The sequence below is a fragment of the Thermophagus xiamenensis genome (assembly GCF_900112795.1).
Classification (GTDB): domain Bacteria; phylum Bacteroidota; class Bacteroidia; order Bacteroidales; family Marinilabiliaceae; genus Thermophagus; species Thermophagus xiamenensis.
The window spans coordinates 106,899-132,264 of sequence record NZ_FONA01000009.1 but is presented as its reverse complement, the minus strand read 5'-3'; the positions used below and the strand labels follow the sequence as shown (position 1 = coordinate 132,264).

Annotated in this window: 20 protein-coding genes and 1 pseudogene; 6 read left to right on the top strand and 15 right to left on the bottom strand. The window is 42.1% G+C overall.

Features of this window, described 5'->3' with window-relative positions; genetic code table 11:
* Positions 1-28 precede the first annotated feature (28 nt).
* Complete coding sequence (locus BM130_RS07210; protein WP_010526310.1) at positions 29-415, bottom strand: GxxExxY protein; 387 nt, start codon at positions 413-415, stop codon at positions 29-31.
* A 40-nt stretch (positions 416-455) separates the two neighbouring features.
* Positions 456-2,318: a methylmalonyl-CoA mutase small subunit gene (gene mutA / locus BM130_RS07205; RefSeq protein WP_010526311.1), complete on the bottom strand. Its 1,863-nt coding sequence runs from the start codon at positions 2,316-2,318 to the stop codon at positions 456-458.
* A gap of 302 nt (positions 2,319-2,620) precedes the next feature.
* Here mutA and BM130_RS07200 point away from each other — a divergent pair, with 302 nt between their 5' ends.
* Positions 2,621-3,361, top strand: coding sequence for a DNA-binding domain-containing protein (locus BM130_RS07200; RefSeq protein ID WP_010526312.1), 741 nt, complete (start codon positions 2,621-2,623; stop codon positions 3,359-3,361).
* Between the two features lie 731 nt (positions 3,362-4,092).
* Positions 4,093-4,662 (top strand): annotated as a pseudogene (locus BM130_RS07190) (DUF4374 domain-containing protein); the annotation flags it as partial.
* A gap of 69 nt (positions 4,663-4,731) precedes the next feature.
* Here the strand turns inward: BM130_RS07190 and BM130_RS07185 are convergent.
* The 4 genes from BM130_RS07185 to ispG form a co-directional block, all read right to left on the bottom strand.
* A complete protein-coding gene (locus tag BM130_RS07185; protein WP_010526315.1) occupies positions 4,732-5,916 on the bottom strand; it encodes an endonuclease/exonuclease/phosphatase family protein in 1,185 nt (394 codons plus the stop codon).
* Positions 5,913-6,356: a DMT family transporter gene (locus BM130_RS07180; RefSeq protein WP_010526316.1), complete on the bottom strand. Its 444-nt coding sequence runs from the start codon at positions 6,354-6,356 to the stop codon at positions 5,913-5,915. Before BM130_RS07180 ends, BM130_RS07185 begins: the two co-directional genes overlap by 4 nt.
* 62 nt (positions 6,357-6,418) lie before the next feature.
* Positions 6,419-7,201, bottom strand: coding sequence for a T9SS type A sorting domain-containing protein (locus tag BM130_RS07175; protein ID WP_010526317.1), 783 nt, complete (start codon positions 7,199-7,201; stop codon positions 6,419-6,421).
* A 146-nt stretch (positions 7,202-7,347) separates the two neighbouring features.
* Complete coding sequence (gene ispG / locus BM130_RS07170) at positions 7,348-9,228, bottom strand: (E)-4-hydroxy-3-methylbut-2-enyl-diphosphate synthase (RefSeq protein ID WP_010526318.1); 1,881 nt, start codon at positions 9,226-9,228, stop codon at positions 7,348-7,350.
* A gap of 219 nt (positions 9,229-9,447) precedes the next feature.
* Between ispG and gldA the strand changes: the two genes are divergently transcribed.
* Complete coding sequence (gene gldA, locus BM130_RS07165; protein WP_010526319.1) at positions 9,448-10,353, top strand: gliding motility-associated ABC transporter ATP-binding subunit GldA; 906 nt, start codon at positions 9,448-9,450, stop codon at positions 10,351-10,353.
* Positions 10,354-10,522: 169 nt separating this feature from the next.
* Here gldA and pdxH read toward each other — a convergent pair whose 3' ends face one another.
* Positions 10,523-11,164, bottom strand: coding sequence for a pyridoxamine 5'-phosphate oxidase (gene pdxH / locus BM130_RS07160; protein ID WP_010526320.1), 642 nt, complete (start codon positions 11,162-11,164; stop codon positions 10,523-10,525).
* Between the two features lie 12 nt (positions 11,165-11,176).
* Positions 11,177-11,689, bottom strand: coding sequence for a 5-(carboxyamino)imidazole ribonucleotide mutase (gene purE / locus BM130_RS07155; protein ID WP_010526321.1), 513 nt, complete (start codon positions 11,687-11,689; stop codon positions 11,177-11,179).
* Between the two features lie 610 nt (positions 11,690-12,299).
* Between purE and hpt the strand changes: the two genes are divergently transcribed.
* The 3 genes from hpt to obgE are packed head-to-tail and all read left to right on the top strand — an operon-like array spanning position 12,300 to position 14,435.
* The gene (gene hpt / locus BM130_RS07145; protein ID WP_010526322.1) at positions 12,300-12,836 is read left to right on the top strand and encodes a hypoxanthine phosphoribosyltransferase; all 537 of its coding nucleotides are present in this window, start codon (positions 12,300-12,302) and stop codon (positions 12,834-12,836) included.
* Positions 12,837-12,852: 16 nt separating this feature from the next.
* On the top strand, positions 12,853-13,425 hold the full coding sequence (locus tag BM130_RS07140) for an adenylate kinase (protein WP_010526323.1): 573 nt from the start codon (positions 12,853-12,855) through the stop codon (positions 13,423-13,425).
* Positions 13,426-13,445: 20 nt separating this feature from the next.
* Positions 13,446-14,435, top strand: a complete 990-nt coding sequence (obgE, locus tag BM130_RS07135) for a GTPase ObgE (RefSeq protein ID WP_010526324.1) — start codon at positions 13,446-13,448, stop codon at positions 14,433-14,435.
* Between the two features lie 170 nt (positions 14,436-14,605).
* On the opposite strand, the gene BM130_RS07130 is transcribed toward obgE, so the two are convergent.
* The 7 genes from BM130_RS07130 to BM130_RS07100 all read right to left on the bottom strand — a co-directional run bounded on the left by BM130_RS07130 (position 14,606) and on the right by BM130_RS07100 (position 25,363).
* Entirely contained in the window at positions 14,606-15,997 is a 1,392-nt protein-coding gene (locus BM130_RS07130; RefSeq protein WP_010526325.1) for an MFS transporter, read from the bottom strand.
* A gap of 21 nt (positions 15,998-16,018) precedes the next feature.
* Positions 16,019-17,254, bottom strand: a complete 1,236-nt coding sequence (locus BM130_RS07125) for an AGE family epimerase/isomerase (protein WP_010526326.1) — start codon at positions 17,252-17,254, stop codon at positions 16,019-16,021.
* Positions 17,251-18,456, bottom strand: a complete 1,206-nt coding sequence (locus tag BM130_RS07120) for a glycoside hydrolase family 130 protein (protein WP_010526327.1) — start codon at positions 18,454-18,456, stop codon at positions 17,251-17,253. The genes BM130_RS07125 and BM130_RS07120 overlap by 4 nt, the downstream gene beginning before the upstream one ends.
* 145 nt (positions 18,457-18,601) lie before the next feature.
* On the bottom strand, positions 18,602-19,717 hold the full coding sequence (locus BM130_RS07115; protein ID WP_010526328.1) for a glycoside hydrolase family 26 protein: 1,116 nt from the start codon (positions 19,715-19,717) through the stop codon (positions 18,602-18,604).
* Between the two features lie 341 nt (positions 19,718-20,058).
* The gene (locus BM130_RS07110; protein ID WP_010526329.1) at positions 20,059-21,273 is read right to left on the bottom strand and encodes a glycoside hydrolase family 27 protein; all 1,215 of its coding nucleotides are present in this window, start codon (positions 21,271-21,273) and stop codon (positions 20,059-20,061) included.
* Positions 21,274-21,766: 493 nt separating this feature from the next.
* Positions 21,767-23,140 (bottom strand): glycosyl hydrolase, encoded by a 1,374-nt coding sequence (locus tag BM130_RS07105; protein WP_010526330.1) that lies wholly within the window; start codon positions 23,138-23,140, stop codon positions 21,767-21,769.
* An 81-nt stretch (positions 23,141-23,221) separates the two neighbouring features.
* Positions 23,222-25,363: a glycan-binding surface protein gene (locus BM130_RS07100; RefSeq protein WP_010526331.1), complete on the bottom strand. Its 2,142-nt coding sequence runs from the start codon at positions 25,361-25,363 to the stop codon at positions 23,222-23,224.
* Positions 25,364-25,366 lie beyond the last annotated feature (3 nt).

Sequence of the window (25,366 nt, the reverse complement as noted above, 5' to 3'; positions counted from 1 at the left end):
GCAGAGACGCTAAGACGCTGAGTTATCTTCAAAGATTGTTGACTTTACGGTAAATGCCTTTATGTAATACAGGAACATTAAAATTGATTAATAATCCGAGTCTCTTTTTGGCCAGCTTTAAATATGTGACCAGTTGAACTTCATGAACCGGATGAATTTCTTCTACTGCTTTTAGTTCCACTACCACTTCCTTTTCAACCAACAGGTCAATGATAAACTCTTTGTTTAAGGTTCGGTTTTTATATGTCAAAGGCAAATGAACCTGTTCTTCAACCAATAATCCCTTACTCCTAAGTTCATGAACAAGACAGGCACTATAAACCGACTCCAGCAATCCGGGACCCAGTTCTTTGTGAACCTCTATAGCCCCTCCTATAATTTGTGAAGAGATTTTATTTAATGCCTCTCTGGTCATCTCTATAATAAAAACTCTGCGCCTTTGCGTCTTAGCGTTTTTATTGGATGTTCAACATTTTATTAAACTTCTGCAAGGTTTCCAGTACGTTAGAACGAATGTTGATGAAATGCTCAATGCCTTGAGCCTTCAGGTCATCAGCACAGGCGGGAGCGCCGGCCACAACTAAGATGGCTTCGCCATTCAACGCCTTAAAGGTGGCGGGAGCGGCTTCGGCATATTCATCATCCGAAGAACAAAGCACAACTATGTCTGCTTCGGCTTTTTTGGCTGCTTCAACACCTGCTTCTATTGTTTCGAAGCCCAGGTTATCGATAATTTCATATCCTGCACATCCGAAGAAGTTACCCGAGAATTGGGAACGTGCCAGTCGCATGGCCAGGTTGCCGTAGGTGAGCATAAATACCCTGGGCCGTTTGGCAGCCTTCTCGGTGGCCAGTCGAAGGGCTTCAAACTCTTCGGCACCACGATATAGTTGGATGGGCTCGATATCCGTTCCTTCGGGCTGTTTAGAAAAGACTTGTGATTCATTAATTTCGGACGCGACAGATTCCTGTTGGTTGGGATATTGGTTGGTTCCCACTAATACCTCTTTGCGTCGAGCCACGTCATTTTTTCTTTTTGCAGATGTTTCTTTTATCTGAGCCTGAATAAATCCGGCTTTAAGAGCTTCAAAATATCCACCTTTGTTTTCTACTTCGATAAATAGTTTCCAGGCTTCATGAGCAATGCTGTCGGTGAGGTTTTCAATATAATAGCTTCCGGCAGATGGGTCTACGATTTTCCCGAAATAAGCTTCCTCTTTAAGAAGCAGCTGTTGATTACGGGCAATCCGTTCACTGAAATCATTGGGGGTTCTGAAAACTTTATCGAAAGGTAATACCGTCAGAGAGTTGGTTCCTCCTATTGTAGCACTCATGGCCTCTGTCTGAGTGCGAAGCATATTTACATAGGGGTCGTAAATAGTTTTATTCCATTCCGACGTTTCGCAATGGGTGTGCATTTTGGTCACCTCTTTGCCGGTGGGATTGTAGGCATCAACAATTTTGGCCCAGAGCATACGTCCGGCGCGAAGCTTGGCGATCTCCATAAAATAGTTGCTGCCGATGCCAAAATTGAATCGGATGCTTTGAGCGGCATCATCTACGCTTACCCCTTTGTTGGTCAGTTGTGCCATGTATTCATTGGCCAGGGATAAACCAAAGGCCAGCTCCTGAACAATGCTGGAACCTGCGTTGCCAAAGTGTTTGGCATTAACGCTTATAGTCTGGAAAAGGGGCATTTCAATGCCATCTTTTACCAAACCGGCAGCATGGTTGTAAAGCTCATCTACCGAAACACAGGCTTTGCCGGTAACGGTTAAACTTCCTAGCGGGTCAAAATTCAAAGAGCCTTTAACCGTTTTCAGGTCTACCTTTTTTTCGGTGAACAACTCCTTCAGGATACCCAGAAGTTTTTGATTACCATGAGTGGTGGAGAAGTTAAGTTCTACGCTTCCCGGGTCAATATCCCGAAGCAATTCGGAAATATTCTCTTTCGAAATTAAGGCTTCATCGGAAATGATAAAGCCGATAGCATCTACACCTTTTTTGAGAATATCCAGCGCTTTAGCGTGCGCCGTTTTTACATCCTGTACAACGATGTCCTGACGGACCAGCCACTGATTGTCGGTTTTGGTCCCACGAACATAGGGATATTCGCCGGGGAGAGTGTCCAGATACTCCAGCCCTTTCAGGTCTTCCTCTCTGTAGAAAGGACGAACCTTAAATCCTTCATTGGTTTTCCAAACGAGCTTCCTGTCAAAGTCAGCTCCTTTGAGGTCCGCTGTTATTTTTGCCATCCATTCCTCTGTCGTAACAGGTGGAAAATCATTAAACAGCGGCTGATTTGATTTATCTGCCATAACGTAACTGTTTTTTTGTGCTAGTTATCAAGGGGCAAAATTAACGAAATTATTCTGGAATTAGGAACAAAGCCGCTGTGTTTGTGGCATGTTGTTGAGCAGGTGGAAATGTTTTTAAATTGTATGTACCATTTTTTTTATAATATTAATTCAATGTTTTTATTTTGTTATGACATGTCGTTGGAAGTGAAATGAGATTGACCAACTTAAGTTTGCCTGAAATTTTTTATGTGGTTAGTTAATAGTTTAATCTAAGTGATATTTGTGCTGGAAAAATATTAACCCTTAAAATAGGTTGCATTATGTCTGGCAAGATTTTGCATAGCATAAAAATTAAGCTGTATCCCAGTCATTTGACCAATAATGATAATGACTTTTTAGCCCGGGTTGATCCTGAAAGGACTCTTTGTACCCGCGATGTTTGTGTCGCAGCTGTTACACGTGGTGGTGCCGATGCTACCCCTGAGGTTATGGAAAAGAATGTGAACGACTTTCTTAAAGAGATGGCCTACCAGTTATGCAACGGTTTTTCGGTTAATACAGGTTATTTCTATGTTTCTGCGAGTGTGAGAGGTGTTTTTAAGGGCGATATGGATACCTTTGATCCCGAACGGCATCTTGTATACTTTCAATTTAGGCAAGGGCCCCAACTCCGCCAGGAAAGCAAAAATATACGTGTTGAAACGATGGGTGTGGCAGATACAGGGTCTCAGATTTTTGAAGTGATAGACGTGAGAACCGGTTCGGTGAACGACCTGGTGACACCGGGATTTAACCTCCGAATCAGAGGTTACCGGCTAAAAATTGTCGGGGAACACCCTGAAGTTGGATTGCGCTTTGTCAATATCGATAATGGCGATGTAATACCGGTGGATGATATCGATATTGTTACCAACAGGCCTTCCGAGCTAATCATATTAACGCCCCGCCTTCCTGAAGGAGCCTATAAACTGGAACTGGTAACCCAGTTTTCGGGAAATACCTCAATATTACTGAAAAATCCGAAGAAAGCTCAGTTCGATGGTGTGCTGACAGTCAGATAATCCTCCCCCGGTTGGTTTGTCTCTAAAATTACGCATTTTTTAATTTATTGGTTTGCCGAAGATAAACCTGGTGCTTAGGCATGGTCGGGGACTCAAATACCTGTTTTTTTCGTAAAAAATTTATCTAAATAATTGGTCAAATAGAACCTAAAGTTGGTGGTTAGTGATCGGTCATTAGTGATTAGTGGATTGTCGTCAGTTTAAAATTTATAGATAGGAATTTAACCACTACTAATAACTAAAAGCAGTTAACTAATCACTAATGACTTTTTCTGCCTTTGGACTTTCTTTTTTTAATAAATTCTCATTTGGGAATAATCTCTTCATCGCCGGTAACGGTTCAATCCCTTGTTTTTCCTCGCTAATTGTATTTGGTTTATTTCTGACGTTGGAAAAGGTTATTTCCATTAGTAAGAAACTACCTTTTCCAGGTATCGGAAAGGGTTTGTTCCAATTACCGGAAAAACCTTGTTCCACAAAATGGAAAGGCACTATTCCATAAAAAAGAAAAGTTAGTTCTAAGCTGTTTATGCCGAATAATTGGCCATGCCAGGGATGATTGGTTTCCTGCAGTTGAGGTTTTCTTCAATGGTTTAAAGTACCGGTCGGCAAACTTAGGTAGGAACTCACTGCTATAGGTTATAGAACCCTGGTCTTTATGATTGCATAATTAATACAGTCATTAAGTTTTCGTCATTTAAGGATTAGAAAAAGATAGTGGGCGTACCGGATTTGTTGCCGGACAAAAATACTCACAGGGAGAAACCGGATTAGAAGTTGTTGACGATGGTGACCTTTATGTTTTTTCATCAGGACAGACCAATTATGACAATGCTGATGTGCTAACCATTCCTTCAGGTGTTCTGAAAATTAATAAAGGAACTTTTTCCTTTGACGAAGATTATTTCTTTAATATTACAGAAGCTTCCGAGGGTCATAATCTTTTCAGAGCTTATTATATGGGGGGAACTACTTTTATCTTATCGATGTATCCCGGGACCAACAGCAATGCAACATTTGGTGTTGATGCAGATCGTTTTGCGGTAATTGATGTAGCTACTCAATCTTTTGAATGGGTTTCCAATTTCCCTGTTGCAGAAGGTGGCGAGGATGATCCTTTCTATGTTGGAAGCCCTTATATTGATACCGAAAATCAACAACTTCTTGTACCGGTTACGCTCTCAAGTGGTGAACACTACTTGTACATTATTGATCCTGAGGAAGCTATTGCTGAGCAATCGTCTCAAGTTATTGCTGAAAGTGTGAAAGCGGTAGGAATCCTTGAGGTGAATGAGGATTAAAGTTTTTTATTTTTAAGGGGAAAAAAGCTTTATTCGCCGGCTGGTGAATAAAGCTTTTTGTGTTAATGACTATTTGTTAAATACAATAACAGTACTGATGGCACAATGGTCCGATAGTTTCATAGTTTGTATTTCATTCGTATATTTTTTATTTATCTCATTGGCCGAATGGAACTCGCATGGCTTAATAAAATTTATACATGTCCTTTTGTGGTAAAAAACCGCCATGCTCGTTTCATCAGTTTTTATTGATTGGTAGGTGACCGAACTTTGGGGTAGCAGCTTTAAATTGGTAAAAATATAGTCGAGCTTCCGGTTCCAGAAGTGATGGGCCGATGTAGAGTGTGTGAAGAAAGGCTGATTGTTGCTTTCATAAAGGGATAATGGGATTGCGGGATTAAAACGGTTGTAAAAGGGCCGCATCCACTCTTCCTCACCCGAATAGTCGTCGGCTTCGAATTCGCCTTTGCAGGCCGAGTCGGGAAATCCTTTAACTTTATGGGTTCCGGGAGGTAAGGTGTTAAAGTCGCCGCCTATAATAAAAGGAAAGCCATTAATGTCGAGGCTGTCGAGATAATTATAAACGATGTCCAATTGTTTCTTTTTGGTGCCGTCGGTAGAATAAGCCGCGAGGTGTGTGGTGAGCAGGTGGATGGTATCACCACCTATGTTGGTACACACATCCAATAAGTTTCTGCGAAGGTAAAAGTAGCGAACCAAAAAGTTTTGTTCCTGAATCAACGGGAGGGCCAATCGTTTAGCCGAAAAAAGAGGTGTTACCGAAAAGATGGCACTGCCCGAGTTTATTTTTCCCAGACCGTTGGAAGGTATATAGTCGGCTTTCCACTGAGGTGTGTAAACAGCGTAGTTAAAGTGGGTGTTGGCAAGAATCCATTCCACCTGATTTATGTATGCACTGCGTTTACTGTTTATATCAATCTCCTGAACAAAGAGAATGTGGGGTTTGATGGTTTGGATGAATTGGGTGATTCCTTCCAGGTTAGCGAACACTTCCGCAGAATCCATTATTACACGTTGCCCGTGACAATCAAAAAAGAAGTCAATTCGCCCGCCACCAAATTTGATGTTCCATGTCATTACTTTAATAGTATCGCCTGAATAAGACTCTGAGGTTTGGCAGTTATCTGTCCTTTTTGAGTAATAGTAAACATCGTTTTCGCTTAAATGTGTATGAAAGGGATCACAGCCGGCAACTATTAGCAACAGGGCAATAGAAAGGATGGCTAATTTCATCGCTGAATTAAAAAGATTCCTATGATTAACATGATGATTCCTGCAATTCGACTTAAAGATACAGGATGGATAGCTACATTAAAATAACCGAAGTGGTCGATTACGGTAGCTACTATTAATTGTCCGGCGATAGATGCCGCAAGCATAGTTGTAACCCCGATTTTGGGGATTAGTAAAACCACCGATGTAACAAACATGGCGCCTATAACCCCTCCTAAGAAGAGGTGCCATGGCACCATCCTGAGCTCATTTACTGTTGGCATGGTGGTACGTAGAATAACATTCAACATAATAAGTACAATGGTACCTACCACAAAATTAGTGAGCGAGGCTTGTAACGGATGTCTCAAAAAAGAAGAGAGTTGTGCATTGATGCTTCCCTGAATGGACAGAAATCCTCCAACTAACAATGCAATGATTACAAAAATATACTTGGTCATGGTCCGAAAATTTTCATATGATTCGGGTGCAATTTACAACCAAGCATTAAAACGGACAAATATCACTTCTTTGTAAAGAAAGACATTTGGTTGTCGAAGTTTAAATAGTATTCTCCTTTGCTCAGGTCAGCAATGTTTACCGTATCACTAACACCTTTAAATACAATTCGGCCGTAGATATCATAAATTTCATAGAGGGTCGCCTTGGTGAAGACAAGTTTTTCACTTACCTTATTGGAAAGCACCTCGACGGGAGGTTCGTTGTTGACGAAAATAACTTCGGGAGATAATTGCCTTCGATTGAAAGAATCGGTTTGCCGAACCCGAAAACGATTTTCACCACTATGCAGCGGAACGGTTAATTCATATTCGTGTTGTCCCGGAATTCCTTTACCTTCTACTTCACCGACCTGAACCCACTTGTTCCACCTGTATTGTTCAACGATATATGGAAGGACACCTGATTCTTTAGTTGTAGTCCATTTTAACCGACGGTTTTCTAATTTTATGTCAATGGTTTCGAATGTTGCTTTGGCAGCTATTACATCGGGATTTATCACAACAGGATGACATCCATCCTTATGTTTCAATACGATATGTACCGGTGAGCCAATTGAAAAGTTATAGACCGAAAGGTCAATTTCGAACGAACTGGAGTTGATCTCATCGCTACTGGTCATTCCATTGACCATTACTTCATAAACACAATATCCAACCCCTGAATCAATGTAAGGATTTTTGACATACAAATTGTCGCCCTGGTAGGTGCCTTTTAATTCCAATTCTCCGGCAAATCCCATCAGTGTAGAAAGGCATATAACAACGAACAGGCAAAATGATTTCATGGAACTGGAAAAGATTATTTTGGGTTAACTGATTAACTCTTTGATTAGTGCAAGTTAACCATAATAACCACTACCTACAAAAAGGATAGATGCCACCGGCCCAACTTTTACATGTTCGTCTTAATTTTTTTGATAAACAGATGTTTTTATTCAATGGGGTCGACCCAGTCACCATACGATTTAATTAATTTAATCAACTCATTTACGGCTTGCTCTTCAGGAATACTCTTTTTTATTAATTCCCGATTACGGAAAAGAGATATTCGTCCGGGTCCGGCACCCACATATCCGTAGTCGGCATCGGCCATTTCGCCTATCCCGTTAACGATACATCCCATAATTGCAATTTTTAATCCTTTGAGGTGGCTGGTCTTTTTCTGAATCTTTTCAGCGGTTTTCTGCAAGTCGAACAGTGTTCGTCCGCAGCCGGGGCAGGATATGAATTCTGTTTTAGTGAACCGAACCCTTGATGCCTGAAGTATTCCAAATGATGTTTGAATTGCCTGAGATGTAGTAATATTGGGTGTTGACAAACACAATCCATCGCCATAACCGTCGAGGAAGAGTAGACCTTTATCTGCTGCGGCTTTTAACTGGAAATCTTTAAGGTTTTTATCTTCGTAATAACCATGAATGATAACCGGGTGAGAAAGTCCCAGGTTTTGCATGGTCATGAAAAAAGCTCTTTGTTCGGCCGTAGAATTAATGTTATTGGATTTTAATAGCAGAACAGTGTCCTTTTTGCTACGGAGCCGGTTTGCATTATGGCTGTTTAGGTCAGGGTAAGTTAGCTCAACAAATACCGGTCCATCAAAATGGTGCCATTCTTCATCGATTTTGAATAGGGGAATGGTGCCGGGTTTGTGGCCAAATTTATTAGATTGGTGTTCAACCACAAGGCGGGTGTTATGCAAATTTTCTGGCAGGTGGTTTATTTGATTGGAATGGCAAATAATAACTTCAGGTAATGTGTGAAATTGAAGAAGTTCTGGTGGTACATTTCTGATATCTGCCGCAACGGCCACCACATTTTCGCCGCCAATAGTTTCTACCTGGTGGGTTTGACGTTTTACATATGAACAAGGAGAATAATGTTGCGGGTTTGTTTCAGCAACAGGCGGATGATTGGCTTTTTTACTGATATAATGAACCAATGATTTAGCGACGGGAATTTCATTTTCGGGAGGTTCGGTAAGAGAAACACGAAGGGTGTCGCCTATGCCATCGATGAGCAGTGCCCCAATTCCAACAGCCGATTTAAGGCGACCATCTTCACCACTGCCTGCTTCTGTTACACCCAAATGTATCGGGTATGACATGTTTTCTTCCCCCATTCGGTGAACCAGCAGGCGAACGGTATGTACCATTACCCGGGTGTTGCTGGATTTTATACTCAAAACCACGTCATTAAAATTCTCTTCGCGACATATACGGAGGTATTCCATACATGATTCGACCATTCCTTCGGGAGTATCACCATATTTAGACATAATACGGTCAGAAAGGCTGCCGTGATTAACACCAATACGTATGGCCGTGAAGTGTTTTTTACATTGACGGAGGAATGGAATTAACTTTTGTCGGATTTGTTCTAATCCTTCCCGGTCTTCTTCACTTCCTGCTTCGATGTGTCTGAACTTTTTGGCACCGCCAGTGAAATTGCCCGGATTTATGCGTACCTTTTCTATCAGTTGTGCGGCGATATCAGCCGCCGAAGGGTTGAAATGGACATCAGCCACGAGAGGGACTTCACATCCCAACCGAGTGAGAGACTCTTTGATGCTTTTCAGGTTGAGTGCTTCACGACGGCCTTGTGTGGTAATGCGCACCAATTCGCCGCCGGCACGTGCAATTTTAAGCGACTGTTCAACAGTAGCGGCGGTGTCAAGCGTGTTGGTGGTGGTCATGGATTGAACTCTTATGGGCGAATCGCCACCAATTGTAACGTTGCCCACCTTTACAGGTGCCGTCTTATTGCGGCAATATTGAAAATATGATTGGCAAAAGTGATATTTTTGATTTTGCATCAAAGAAGTGTTATTTATAGGTTGACAAAATTAATAACTTTGTCGGGATATAAATTCTTTCGTATAAAATTAATCTAAGTTATTGGCCGGATGGAACTCGCATGACCTAAAGTTTATACATGTTCTTGTTGTGACACACCTATTTGGTCATGCTCGTTTTATTTAGATAGTTGATAAAGGAAATAAATTTGGTTTTGTGTAAGTTGAAAAATAAGTGAAATGTCGATACAAGTAAAAGGAGTAACAAAAAATTATGGAAGTCAAAAGGCACTAGATAATGTTAGTTTTGAAGTTCCAAGCGGGCAGATAGTTGGTTTTTTGGGACCTAACGGTGCAGGAAAATCTACGATGATGAAAATTATTACGGGTTATTTGCCGGCAACGTCGGGTACGGTAATGGTCTGCGGGCTTGAAGTGGGGAAAAACAATCAGGAAGTACGAAGAAAAATCGGTTATTTGCCGGAGCATAACCCGCTGTATGTTGATATGTATGTTGCCGAATACCTGATGTTTGTGGCGGATATTTATAAGCTTGGCAATAAGAAAGAACGGGTTGAAGAGATTATTGCAATGACGGGTCTTACTGCTGAACGCCACAAAAAAATAGGTTCTCTTTCAAAAGGGTATCGGCAACGTGTAGGATTAGCGCAGGCTTTACTCCCTGACCCGGAAGTGTTGATTTTAGATGAGCCAACTACTGGGCTTGACCCTAATCAGATTGTAGAGGTTCGGAACCTTATTCGTCAATTGGGGAAGGAGAAAACCGTTTTGCTTTCTACGCACATCATGCAAGAGGTGCAAGCTATATGCGAAAGGGTGATTATTATCAATCGGGGTACTTTGGTTGCTAATGAGAAATCGGACAATTTAGAACATCGTCTTAAACAGAATCAGCAAAAAGTATTTGTTGAATATGATAGAAAAATTGCGCCCGAAAAGTTGAATGCCATTTCCGGGGTGGTAGAGGTTATGCCCAAAGACAATGGTTGGTTGGTTACAGCCAAGGCCGATGAGGATATCCGTCCTGCTCTTTTTAAGCTGGCAGTAGACAATGACCTGATTATACTCACCTTAACCGTAGAACATCAATCTCTGGAGGAAGTCTTTCACTCTCTAACCTCGTGATATGGTAAAATGAAGTGAGTGTGACAAAAGTTGCCATGCTCGTTTCATTGGGCTATGCTCATGTCAGGCTTTTAGGTCTTGACATGAACATAGCCTAATGGGATAAGGAGAATGAGCGTTGGCTCTGTTATGAACTAATTACATTGGTTCATTTTGTAAACCAACCTCATTATGGTGCCAATCGTCGAATAACCCATCCATTGGGAGTTAGGTAATATTCAAATCGGTCGTGCAATCTGTTTGGTCCCCCTTGCCAGAATTCAAATCGGTGCGGAATAAGAATATATCCACCCCAGTGCGGTGGTCGGGGAACCGGTTGTCCTTCGAATTTGGCTTTAAAGGTCTCAAACCTATCTTCGAGCGCCTTCCTGTTTGTGATAAATTCACTTTGTGGTGAAGCCCAGGCGCCTATTTGACTGTCTCTGGGTCGCGAGCTAAAATATTCGTCCGACTGCTGTTCAGAAAGTTTTTGTACCACACCTTCAATTCTAACCTGTCTTTCCATTTTTGGCCAGAAAAAGAGAGCCGAAGCTTTGGGGTGAAACAAAAAGTGGGCACCTTTACGGCTTTGATAATTGGTGTAAAAACAAATGCCTTTATCTGTAACTCCTTTCATCAAAACAATGCGCTGTGAAGGCTGTCCTGTGACATCCACACTGGCCAGAGACATGGCTGTGGGTTCGGTTTGTTCGGATGATATGGCCTCTTGTAACCAGTTTTTTAGTTGTTCAAGAGGCCATGGATGAAGGTGCTCTCTGTCCAGTGTTAGTCTGCCGTAATCTTTGCGAATTTGGTAAAATTTACTTTCCAAAACAGGGAATGATTAATTGGTTTTGTAATCAAACTTAATGGTTGCCAGTTCCTGATTTGCTTTTTCTATTTTTTGAGAGAGAGAGGCCTTATATGTTTCTACCTTCTGATAAATATTTTTATCCCCTGTTCCCAAAATCTGGGCCGCCAGAATACCGGCATTTTGCGCTCCGTCTAAACCAACCGTAGCTACGGGTATGCCGGGAGGCATTTGTAAGATTGAAAGTATAGAGTCCCACCCGTCGATAGAGATAGAGGCTTTTATGGGCACACCAATGACAGGAATTGGTGTCAGTGCTGCAATGACTCCGGGCAAATGAGCGGCACCTCCTGCGCCGGCAATGATGACGCGTATTCCTCTGCCATAAGCTTCACGAGCAAATTGCATGACCTGGTCGGGCGTTCTATGGGCCGAAAGGGCATTAATTTCAAAAGGAATTTGAAAATCGTTAAGAACTTTGGCAGCTTTTTCCATTACCGCCAAATCGGAAGTACTCCCCATAATAATGCTCACTAATGGATTCATCGATGTGTTTGTTTTTGGTTTAATATTATGTAATTTGTGTAAAAGGTTCTTGTCACTGATTGTATAGCGATGTACTGATTTATAGTAATAGTTTGATATTTGCGATGTTAATTGTTTTTTTGCAAAACTACGAACATTAACCATTAATTATCCCTATCTGTTCAAATTTTTATACTTTTGCCTCCTTTAAAGAAACTGTTTTACGCTGTCAAAAGATTTCGGCGGGAAGATTTGAAGGGACATTCCGGTGATAGTGCAGGCCTAATAAAATGTTTGTTAAATTTGAATGAGGTAAGTTAGAATTTCATTCGTATATAATTTATTTAACTCATTGGCCGAATGGAACTCGCATGGCTTAATAAAATTTATACATGTCCTTTTGTGGCAACAGCCGCCATGCTCGTTTCATCCGTATAAAATTTTTTAAGTTATTGGTTGGATGGAACTCGCATGGCATAATTAAATTTATACATGTCCTTTTGTGGCAAAAGTCGCCATGCTCGTTTCATCGGGTGATATGGTTAATGGTTAATGTGGAAAGCAGATCCCGGCCCATTGAAAGTAGTGAAAATTGTAAAGCTGATATTATTTTGAATTTAAAAAACAACTAATGAAACGTATCCAATTGTTAGATAAAGAGTTTGTCCTTTCAATTCCTGCCAGTGACATAAAAAGGGCTATTTGGGATATGGCCATGAAAATCAATCGTGATCTTCATGACAAGAATCCACTAATGGTATGTATCCTTAACGGTTCTTTTATGTTTTCTGCCGATTTGATGAAGCTTATTGAATTTCCATGTGAAATAAGTTTTGTTAAGCTTTCATCCTATCATGGAATGGAGAGTACAGGTGAAGTGAAGCAATTAATTGGGTTAAACGAAAATGTTGAGGGCCGTACCGTTGTCCTGCTTGAGGATATTGTGGATACTGGCGTAACCATTGATAATTTGGTGAGACAATTAAAGACGCAGAATCCTGCTGATGTAAAGGTTGCCACTCTGCTTTTTAAACCCGAAGCCTGCACAAGAGATATTAAACTCGATTATGTTGGTCTCGAAATCCCAAATGATTTTATCGTTGGATACGGTCTCGACTATGATGGTTATGGTCGTAACTTACCTGATATTTATACTGTTGTAAAATAAAAAATATTACGCTACTATGTTAAATATTGTAATTTTTGGCCCTCCGGGTTCAGGGAAAGGAACACAAAGTGAAAAGATTATTGCCAAATATGGTTTGGCACATATCTCTACGGGCGATATTTTACGTCAGGAGATAAAAGAAGAAACCGAACTCGGAAAACAAGCCAAGTCATATATCGATCAGGGAGAACTTGTTCCGGATGCAACCATAATCGATATGCTTGAAAAAAAGTTGGAAACGTTGAATAATGAACAGGGAGTGATTTTCGATGGTTTTCCACGAACAGTTGATCAGGCCGGTGCATTGAAAAAGATGCTTCAAAAGAGAGGGGAAGATGTGAATGTTATGCTTAATTTGGAAGTGGGGCGTGAGGAACTTATTCAGCGTTTGCTTAAACGTGGCGAGGTTTCGGGCCGGTCGGATGATAATCTGGAAACTATTGAAAAACGTATTCATGTCTATGAAGAACAAACATCCCCGGTAATTGAGTTCTATAAAGCGGAAGGAAGTTATCATGCCATTCCCGGCGAGGGAAGTATCGATGAAATTTTTGAACGCATTAGTAATGCGATTGATAGTGTCAAGTGATTTAAACTAATTAAATTAACATGTCGGGATCGAATTTTGTTGACTATGTAAAGATTTTCTGTCGTTCCGGGAAAGGAGGGGCAGGGTCACGTCATTTGCGGCGCGAAAAGTTTGTAGCCAAGGGAGGTCCCGATGGAGGTGATGGTGGTCGCGGAGGGCATATTATCCTGCGCGGCAACCGAAATACCTGGACATTACTTCACCTGAAATATCAACGGCATGTCTTTGCCGGAAATGGAGAACCCGGTGGTAAACAAACCTCTACCGGGGCCAATGGTAGAGATGTTTATATCGATGTTCCGCCGGGTACCGTTGCCAAAGATGGAGAAACAGGTGAAGTGTTGTTTGAAATAACCCACGACAAAGAGGAGCGCATTTTGGTGCATGGCGGTAAAGGGGGGTTAGGAAATGTTCATTTTAAAAGTGCAACGAACCAAACGCCGCGTTATGCACAACCGGGAGAACCGGGAAAAGAGATGACCGTTATTCTGGAGTTAAAAGTGTTGGCAGATGTGGGTTTGGTAGGCTTCCCCAATGCCGGTAAATCAACCCTTTTGTCGGTGGTGAGTGCTGCTAAACCCGAAATAGCCAACTATCCTTTTACCACGCTTGTGCCCAACCTTGGCATCGTGAAGTATAGGGATTTTCGTTCATTTGTGATGGCGGATATCCCCGGTATTATTGAAGGTGCACACCAGGGTAAAGGCTTGGGATTGCGGTTTCTCCGACACATCGAGCGAAACTCTATTCTTTTGTTTATGGTTCCTGCCGACAGTGATGATATCCACAAAGAGTATAAGGTGTTGCTTAATGAACTGCGTCAATATAACCCTGAACTGCTGGATAAAAAGCGATTGCTCGCCATTACCAAAGCTGATTTAATTGATGATGAGCTTCAAGCCGAAATAGAACAAGACTTGCCGGATATCCCCAGGGTTTTTATCTCATCAGTTACGCAAAAAGGTATCGCAGAGCTAAAGGATATGATCTGGAAAGAATTGGATAGTTGAAGGGGATTAAGATGGCTCGTCCAATGGGACGTCAGGCAAGGGATGCTTTCATCCGGGAGAGCGGTGTCACATCTCTTGGTTTAAGATGGTCGATAACAGCGTAAAGTAAAAAAGGGGGCAGTGCCCCCGTTAACAGATATTTCCTCTTTAAGCGTAATAATTTTCTTAAATCATAGATTCTCTTCTTTGCGTATTTTTTCCAATTCGGTCATAATCTTCTTCATTTTTTGATCGCTTAACTGATAAAAGATCATTGTAGCACCTGAGATGAGGGCAGCAATACCCGGAATAAAACTAATCATATATTTGATGCCATTAATGGTTTCGGGTGTCTGATCTACATTGGCTTCGAAGCCAAAGAATGCCAGGAGCCACATGGTGACGGCACCACCCAATGTCCAACCCAGTTTTTGTGACATGCTGGATGCTGAAAATATCAAGCCGGTTGCCCGACGTCCGGTTTTGTACTGGGAATAATCGGCCGCATCAGCATACATCGACCACATTAACGGGAAGATGATGCCGGCGCAAAAGCTGATTAAAGCCTGAAGAAGATAGATGAATAAATAGTTTTCGCGATTACAGAAGTAAAACAAAGAGCTTAATAACGCTGCCAGAAACATTGCATAGATAAAAGTTCTTTTTTTACCGATGGTTGCCGAAACCGGTTTCGCCATCATTACGCCTATCATATTGGTCGCCTGCCCCAGAAAAAAGTATAAGGTACTGTAGGTAAAGGTTGCAGAAGAGATGGAGAGAGCTGTCTCATCAATAACATAATACTTAAAATAGTACATGGCCACACCATCGCGTACCGAGTTAAATATGAGTGTCATGACTCCTGCCGCCAGAACGATGAACCAGGGGATGTTTCCGAAAAGGTTTCTAAGATCTTCCCTAAGGCTGTTTTGTTGCCCTTTGGGAGGTTTAATGCGTTCGCGTGTCCAGGAAAAGGTCATCAGAAAGAAAATAACAGCCAGTATGCCGATAATGGTCATGGTAAGTTGATAGGCTTCATCGGTATCTACGTTGATGGTATTGTCGAAGAAGTCGACCAAAGGTTGATAAACAGCGACAACGAGGAGACTGCCGGCGAAAGCGAAGACCATCCGGTAGGAAGCAAAGGTTGTCCGCTGGTCGGGATCGGCAGTCATTACTCCCAGCAAACTTGCATAGGGTACATTGATGGCGGTATAAGCCATCATCATTAGCGTATAAGTAATATATGCATAGGCAATTTTCCCGTTAACGCTCATATCAGGGGCCGAAAATAAGAGCACACCTATGATGGCAAAAGGACCGGCCACCCATAACAGCCAGGGGCGAAACTTTCCCCATCGTGTATTGGTGCGGTCCCCGATAATTCCCATGATGGGATCGTTGGCCGTGTCCCAGATTCGGGTGACCAGAAACATGGTTCCTACTGCGGCTGCAGGGATTCCGAAAACATCTGTGTAGAAGATGGCCAGATAAAAAGTGAAGATCTTCCAGTACATGGATGATGCAGCATCACCAAAACCGTAACCTATTTTCTCTTTTAATTTGATGGCAGAAGGGCTCATATCTTCCAAAAATTTTAAATATTATTTGCTTTGATTGGCGACTATTGGATACGACGCATCAATATTTCTTATCCGTTTCATGCTCTCTAATAGTGCTCTGGTGTTATGATAGGGGCATTTCCAAAAACCTGCTTTTAATTCCGAGGGTAGGGGGTTGCCATTATCGTTGATTAACTCATGCCATTCACCATGTTTGTAATCAATTACATATCGTTTGATATATTCCCATACTTTCAGAAATAGGTCAAAATAGTCTGCAATACCTGAGTGTTCAAAAGCATCCAACAGTCCTACAAGGGCTTCGGCCTGCACCCACCAATGACGTTCTTTGAGCCATTGGTTCTTTTTAAAGTCATGTTCATAATAGAGGGAATAATCGGGTGCCATACCATCTTTAATTACAGCATTCACCATCTTCAATGTTTCCTTTTTAGCTTCGTTTATCAGTGCCTTGTTCCCTGTCAAAATTGCTGCTTCATTAATCAGCCATGCGCCTTCGATGTCGTGTCCGAAAGAAACAATGCCTGACTGTACTGTCCAGTCGTTGCTGAAAAAGAGATTGAAATGGTACGACTGTTTGTCCAATATCTTTTCAAGGAATATGCGTAGCAGAGCTGTCAACTTATTTTTTAAATTATTGTCCGGCCATATTCCCAAAAGATTTGAATAAGGTTCCAGGAGATGGAGATGGGTATTCATACTTTTGGGTAAGTTGGCGTCTTTGTCGCTCAACCTCATGTCCTTCAATGTTTTCCATTCTCGAGAGAGGGCTTCCAGGTATCCCCCGTATTGTGGGTCAAAACTGTGTTTCTCAATTAAATGAAACAATTGGATGGCCATATCCAGACTTTCATGTTTACCCGAAGCTTTATAATATTCAGAAAAAGCATAGATACCAAACCCTTGACCATAAATCTGTTTCCGGGGGTTAATTACATTGCCTTTGTAATCGACAGCCCAGAAAAGGCCTCCATGCTTCTTGTCCAGGAAATGGTGAATGAGGTAATCGAAGGCGCGATGAGCCAGGTCGAGGTAATGTCTATTTCCGAGGAAATTATAAGCAGCAGAGAAAGTCCATAAAATACGGGTATTCAGTACCAGGCTTTTGTCTGCCTTGGCCACCATTTTTCCTTTGGCATCGATCTGGCCTGCAAAGCCGCCATACTGATGGTCAATGGTGCGGGTTTGCCAGAAATGAAGAATATTTTTTAATTCCTTGTCAAATTCGTTGATCAATTGCTCTTTTTCTACCATCATGTTTGCTTGTTTTGGGTTTTGAAGAAATGTGTGTTTTTGTTTATCAATTGGTTTATTGTTGCAACTGAACCAGCGCTGCAAAATTTGTCCGGAGGAGTGTGGATGCAATAATCAACCAATTGATCGATGGTAGAAGTTGCTACGTGTAATCTGGTATCGGACGAAGCATAATAGATGAAAACCGTTCCATCGTCATCGGCAATCCAACCGTTGGAAAAAAGAACGTTAGAAACGTCGCCTATGCGTTCCTCTTTAAGGGGACTCATAAAATGTCCGGCTGGTTTGTGCGTGACGATCCATGGCTTTTCCAGATCGGTCATAAAAAGATAGAGGGTATATCGCAACCCTGCGGCGGTATATCTTACTCCATGCGCCAGATGGAGCCATCCTTTGCTGGTTTTGATTGGTGCCGGTCCCAAACCGTTTTTAAGTTCATATATGGTATGATATCTTTTGGGATCGACAATGATTTCGTTTTTAATCACGGCATGTTCAATATTGTCGGCCAGCCCGAAGCCAATACCACCACCTTTCCCGGTATCAATAAATCCATCCTGCGGGCGTGTAAAGAAAGCGTATTTGCCATCGATTTTGTGAGGAAACAATACTACGTTGCGCTGCTGACCACTGGTGGAGATGAGGTCTGGCAGCCGTTCCCAGGTAATGAAATCACGGGTGCGGGCAATGCCTGCCGATGCCACGGCACTGCTCGTGTCGCCTTCAGGTGCGTTGGGGTCTTTCCTTTCGGTGCAAAAGACGCCGTAAATAAATCCATCGTCGTGCTTTGTAAGACGCATGTCGTAAACATTGATGTCCGGATTTTCATTTTGAGGTAAGGTGACCGGCCTCTCCCAAAAGCGGAAATGATCGATGCCGTTGGGACTTTCAGCTATAGCGAAAAACGATTTCCGGTCGTTACCTTCTACTCTTACCGCCAGCAAATATTTATCTTTCCATTTGATAGCCCCGGCATTGAAGGTGGCATTGAATCCGATACGTTCCATAAAAAAAGGATTGGTGTCGGGGTTCATATCAAACCGCCAGTGAAGGGGAATATGATCTCGGGTCAGTACCGGATATTTATATCGGTTGTAAATACCATTGATACTAAACAAGGGTTCATTGGGTCGGGCGAGAAGTTTTTCATGTTCCTGCGAAATGATCTTATATCGTTCATTAAACAGTTTATTCTCCACAGCCATACAATTATTTTTAGAAGGATAGATTATAAGGTGAAAGATGTTGGAATTTGATTTATTACATCCTGAGTGCCCAATTTTTTTTCTGTGATTCTTGCTGAAATGCCTGGGGGTCAAAAGCTTTAGTTTTTTGCCAGGTTTTATGGGCTTAATTAAGGTTGTTATTTTGTTTAAATTGGTTCCAGTCCTTTAGCAGCCATACTTTTTCATTACTAACAAAAGTTTTGAAGTCAGATGCAGAAGGGTGGTGGGGATAAGTGCTGAAGAAGTGGGTGGTGTCGGCATTTCGCCAAAGCATGACATAGGCAATTTTATCGGCTGTTTTCCCACTAAAAATTGACTTTCCAAGTTTTTGAGTAAACCACTTGTAGTCTGTCATTTTATCCAGTCCGGTTTCGGTGAAGGCAGCCACCTTACCGGTTTTTTCTGCATAGTTGACCACAATTTCAAGTTTGTGACGTGCGGCTTCAATGTTTTCGGTGCCGGGACGAAAATCACCGTAATTGTCCACACCAATGATATCTACCACATCGTTACCGGGATACCAGGTCAGGTATTCGTCTTCGGTATTGAACCGGTTATCGGGTGAGTATGCCGAAAGGAAATTGATTTCTTTTTGGTTGCGCAAATATTCGATGGTAAATCTGAAAAGTTGTTTAAATTCTTTCGGTGAGCACAATGAACTTCCCCACCAGAACCAGTCGCCATCCATTTCGTGCCAGGGACGGAAAATGAAAGGAATCTGGTCGCCTTTTTCGGTTTTTAGGGAAGCCATGAATAGGGCTACCCGGTCCAGGTATTTTTTAAAAACATCATGATGCGTTCCTCCGGGAAGGATGTGTTTGACAACCTCGGTATCGGTTGTCCAGGCATTTTTTGTTGGGTCGAGCGGGCTGTAGGGATGCCAGCTAAAGGTTATGACGGCACCCTGTTGATATCCCTTCAGGGCCAAACGACGCATTGTCTCGAAAGGAACACTGTCCAGGTTAACTGTTCTTCCAAGTTCAATACCTCCCAGCTCCCATCCCAAAAGAGCGGGATAGTCACCTGCCGTTTCATAGGTGTCGGACCGGCCTTCTTCATATTTCCAGCCAATGCCGTAAGCCAGATCATCCTGGTGCCCGAAAAGGATCCCATTGTTTTTAATTGCTTTCAATTGTTTAAATAAGATTTTCGCAGAGTTATTTTCGGTATCTGAGGATTTACCGGCACCACATGCGATCATTAAGTTGACGGTCAATAGTGTAATGATAATTTTTTTCATTAGTATATAATTTAATTAATTCTTTGGTCTAATGGAACTCGCATGGCTTAATAAAATTTATACATGCTCTTTTGTGACTAAAGCCGCCATGCTCGTTTCATCCGTATAAAATTTATCTAAGTTATTGGTTGGATGGAACTCGCATGACCTACAGTTTATATATGTTCTTGTTGTGATAAATTTTCTTGGTCATGCTCGTTTCATCGAATTTATTTGTTTATAATTCCTAGAAAACCTTGTCATTGGAATGTAATTATTAAAGTCATCTCGTAAGGAAAGCGCTTGGAAAAATGAGGTGGGTATTTGGCTTTTCTGGCTTGTTTAATTAAAGGTATAAACTTTTATTTCAGCGGAGTGAGTCGTAGCATAATAACATCGTGCGATGGGACTGTAGCCTTGAAAACTCTTTTGGTGTTACCGATATTTTTTTTATCCCATAAATTGCGTATGTTATAGATTGTTTCATTAAATGCTGTTTCGAAACCAAAGATTTCATCCACTACATTTTCTATTTTCCAGTCAAATTTTATCACAGCAGGTTGATCCCTTCTGTTTAGGAAACAAACAGCCCACTCACCGTTGCTTAATGGTTTGAACCAGGTTTCGAGGCTGTCAATGCTATTGTATTTGAACCCCTGTATCCCAAGAGAATCCTGGTTAACCGCAATAACTTCCTGATTGGTCAGAATTTCGACGGTCTCTTTCGACATGTTTCTCAGGTCATTTCCGGCAATCAGCGGTGCCGCCAACATTGCCCACATAGAAAAATGTGCCCGATCTTCATTAACCGACAATCCGTTGCCTACTTCCAGCATATCTGGGTCGTTCCAATGTCCTGGTCCGGCGTATTGACGTAGTCCCTCCTGCATGTCCAGAATTTTCATCACTCCCCAGGAGTACCATCCGCCGTGGTCATGTTTACAATCCCAACAAATAAAGATATCACCCGTTGTTCGCCACATGTGGGCGATGTCTTTGGCCCATTCCCAGGGTTTGCTGGTGCCCCATTCACACATGCTGAAAAGAATGGGACGACCTGCCTTGTAGAGAGCGTCTCTCATGGTAGAATAAGCACCGATGGGATTGATGTTTTCCGTGTTACACCAGTCATATTTTAAGTAATCAATGCCCCATAGGGCATACTGAAGCGCATCCTGGTACTCATATCCACGGCTTCCCGGATATCCGGCGCATGTTTTTGTTCCGGCATCGGAGTAGATGCCCAATTTCAGTCCTTTACTATGAACATAATCAGCAAGAGCTTTCATCCCGTTAGGGAATTTGGCAGAATCGGGATAGATAAATCCGAGGCTGTCACGGCCACCCTGCCAACAGTCGTCTATCACAATATATTCATAGCCGGCGTCTTTCATACCGCTTTCCACCATGGCATCCGCAATACTGCGAATCAATTCTTCATTCACCTCGCAGCCAAATTTGTTCCAGCTATTCCATCCCATTGGTGGGGTAAGTGCCAACTTTTCAAATTTTTGAGCTTGAATTAGGATTCCGAAAAGAAAAATAAAGATTCCAAGGCAACTTGTTTTTGAATTCATATTGCAGAAATATTTAGAAAAAAAGAAAACTAAGAACTTACCATACGCTAAATACAGGAATTTTTAATATTGTTCCAAGTACGATTTTTTCATTTGATTATAGTATTTGTTGTGTTTTCCTTTTTTATTTGCATAAAATGAACTTATGTGGTTGGCTAAAGCTTGTTATGTCTAACATTCACCCTTCAATTTCAATCGACTGAGCTCGTGTCTAGGACTAAAAGCCTGGCATAATCTCAGTTGAATGAGAAAACTACTATCCTACAAAGTCATAGAATTGAAAAATTCACCTTCTTCATTCTGCTTGTGCACTTCAGCTTCTGCATTTAATTAGCAAATGTACTTGTTGTATTAACCTTTTGGAGTCATGCTCGTTCCATGAGAATTTCCTGTTTTTACAGGCAATGAGATATAAAATTTTCATATGTTTCATTACCGAATCTAAAAGTATATGTTACGGGCCATGAAGTATCGCCAATGTTATGTTATCCCTTTAATGTTGTTTTAAGTCAGGCATTTCATCTCTGGAAATTACCGCATCATCATTGAACGCATTTTGCCACCATGCGATGTCGGCGAATTCATGGTCAGTCCCGTTAAAATTTGCACTATTGGGATTATTGGTTCGTTCATAATCGTACCAGGGCATGAACCAAGACCATTTGGCCAGTGATGCCCACTGGTCAGAGATGTGCGGAACACCGCCCATTTCACTTAACGTGATGATTTTGTCGGGATAATCCGTCTGGATGGTTTCAAATTGTGCGGAGATAACCGAGACATCCGATACATCATAAATATCCCTGCCAATGATATCCACATAGTCATCACCGGGATAGAAATCTTCATCGTTGGTTTGTGTTGTCCATACCCAGATGAGGTTGTTCAAACCCTGTGCTTCAAAGTAATTAAACATATAGATCCATAATTTTTTAAATGCCTCAGCGCCGTCATATCCCCACCAAAACCAGGCAGTACCGTCATTATACTCATAAATGTTCCCAGCCGCTTCATGAAGAGGGCGCCAGATAACAGGAATATTCTTGTCAGAAAGTAGTTTTAGGTAACCGGCAACTTTATTCAGGTCGGCATTTAGCACCTCGTTTTCCCATGTTCCTTCAACAGTGGCATTGGCTGCGCGGAAAGATGTTTCGGAGGGGCGGTAGGTGTATTCCGTAGCTCCTTGGGATACCGGAACTAACCAGTGCCAGCAGGCGCCTACCAGCCCCTTGTTTTGCCACCACTCTTCCACTATCTGGGTGTTGGAGTAATCAATCCAATTGGAAGGTGAATAGGGTAAATGGATATAATCAAAGTTGGCCATGGCGGGATATTTCCCTGTGTGTAACCGTACCCATTCCGCCTCATTAATGTTCCAGTTTACATTGGCCATGGTGGCCGAAATAATGGATGTACCATAAATTTCCTTGAGGAAATTATAAACGTTTTGAGCTTCGGGAGAGGGATTGGAAACAGCAAGCTTTTCTTTAATAATAACCGGTGCTTGAGTAGTAAAAGAGAATCTTATTTCGTTTTTTGAGGGTACATCCAAAGTGTTTATTACAGCTCCTGGCGGAACGATAACCGTATAATGAGTACCATATTCCAGTTCCGTGTTTAATATTACTTTCCGGAAAGAAGCATTGGCCGATACGGGAATCCCGTTCACTGTGATGGCTACCTTTTCATTTATATGAACCACTTCATCAAATGTGACAGATACCTCAGCATTTATAGGGACCTCCTCAGCTCCGTCAACAGGATTAGTACTTTCCAAAACAGGAGGAATTGGTTTTTCTCCGGCGTCATGGGAACAACCTACGGATAAAAAGAAAAGTAAACAAAGAATCCAACCTATTTTTAACATATTCTAAAAGATTGTAGGACAATATTTAGGAAATAACAGGGGCTCGTGAAAGGCCCCTGCTATTTTTGAAGAAACACAAAGCTATGGAGCAGGTTCAAACCTAAAATTATCCAGACTGATTTTGGTGAAATCCAAATTGTCGAATGGCTGAACAATGAATCCCCAGTCACCACTGTTGGTAATATTTCCACTAATGCCCAGCTCACTTAGACTATAGGTGACGGTAACCCAACTGTTTCCGGTACCCCAGGTGGTGTCATCGTTTTGAAGACCAAGTTTGAACCAGTTAGAATCCATTCCTGATAATTTCAACTGGAAATTATTGGCGGCATCACTAATGGTTCCTTCAATTTTGACATCAATTTTTACGAGGTAATTATCGGCAGTGATTTCCGGTTTCGGGAAGGCGTCGTTATGGTTACAACCCCATACCCATGTCCAACTTCCCGAGGCGATTTGAGTGTTGCCTTTCAGGTATTTGCCGGAAACGCCATTTTCATCGTCCATAAGAGTGCTCACCCCACTCCAGTTATCCCAATCAAGACTGTGTCCCTCTTCATCAAAATCGTTAAATACCAGATCGGGATTAAAAATCTGATCAACACCGCCAAAGAATAATACCGGTAACAGACCTTCTTCACCTTCGTAAGTAATAACCCGGATCTGACCATTTCCGGTAAGTACTTGCTCGGGGACATAGACTTCAACACGGGTATCGGTTTTTTCACCGTAAGCCGTTGCCTTGATTTCGCCCGGGAATACCAATTCTTTTATCAGATCTAGGTTGGAGCCAAGAATGGTAAGAATTTCACCAGGCGTACCTTTATTTTCCAAATACCCGGTAACATCGGGAAGGTTAGATAGAATAGTAACCGCACCGGTAGATGGTACCTCAACTCCGTTAATGGCTACCAGAGTTAAAATACCGGTCTGGGCCCCCACTTTCACTGTTACCATTATTTCCGATTCGGTTTGGTTGATGATGTCTCCTTCGACACCACCGCTAAATATGACTTTGTCAACCAAGTCAAGGTTTTCGCCGGTAATGGTAAGTGTATTGTTGGGTTTTATTTCAGAAGGACTAAATGAGGTGAGGACAGGGTCCAGGAATGTAAGCTCATCGGCCGTAACGGATTTCTGTGCCAGGGTGTTGAACACCACAGCCCCTGAGAGTGCCCCGTCGGGTGTGGTAACCGAAATTTCTGTCTCAGTTCTACCATCCAAAATGGTTCCTTCAAAGCCGCCTTCAAAAACGACGGAAGAGACAAGATCCAGGTTTTCACCGGTGACGGTTATTATTTCACCGTTCTTGAGCGTTGTAGGCGTGATGGATGAAATAGTCGGGAGCATCATTTGAAGCTCTGTTTCCGAAACCACTTCTACTTGTGATGCAGGCAATAAAACAATATTTCCGTCCATGGCGTTGTCAGGAATTGTAACAACGATTTCCTCCGGGCTATGGCTGACAAATTCGGCAGAATCGATTTTAATATTTCCCAATTTAAATGAAACGACAAGGTCTAGGTTGGTACCCGAAATGGTCAGGTTATTTCCTGCCTTTACAGGGTTTGGAGAAAAATCGTTCAGAACAGGTAGAGTCACGTTTAACTCCGTTTCGGTATAGACGATGACGGGATCTTCGGCCCCGTTGGAAACGCCAATGATGCCTGTCCGCGCTTCATCGGGTACTATTACTTTTAGTTCCTTTCGGCTTTGTGCTTCAAAGGACGAGGTATCGGCAACGACTCTGTCGGTGAAAATGACTTCGTTGACCAAGTTCAGGTAATCCCCTGTAATTGTAAGGACTTCGCCTGGTCGAATGGTTTCGGGGGAAAAGGTTTCGATAGAAATAGGCTCAGAATAGCCAATTGGTGTTTTGGTGGTAATGTCGCCCGGAGGGGTTTTCAATACGACCAGGCCTTCTTCGGCTGTTTGCGGGACTGTAAGGGTAATTAGTTCCGCCGACTGTGAAGTAAATTCCGAAGCGTTAATTTCGATGTTGTTCGGAATAATAATGGCCGACACCTTGTCCAGGTTAATACCGATAAACCTAAGTTCAGCACCACGTGCCACGGGCATTGGCCCATAGCTTAGCAGTTCAACATTGCCACTGTTTTGATCGTCGTCGTCATCACAGGATGTCATGAACATGACAGCCCCAACGATTACAAGGATCAGTGGCAACCATGAGTACCTTTGAAAAATATTGTGTTTTGTTTGCATAAT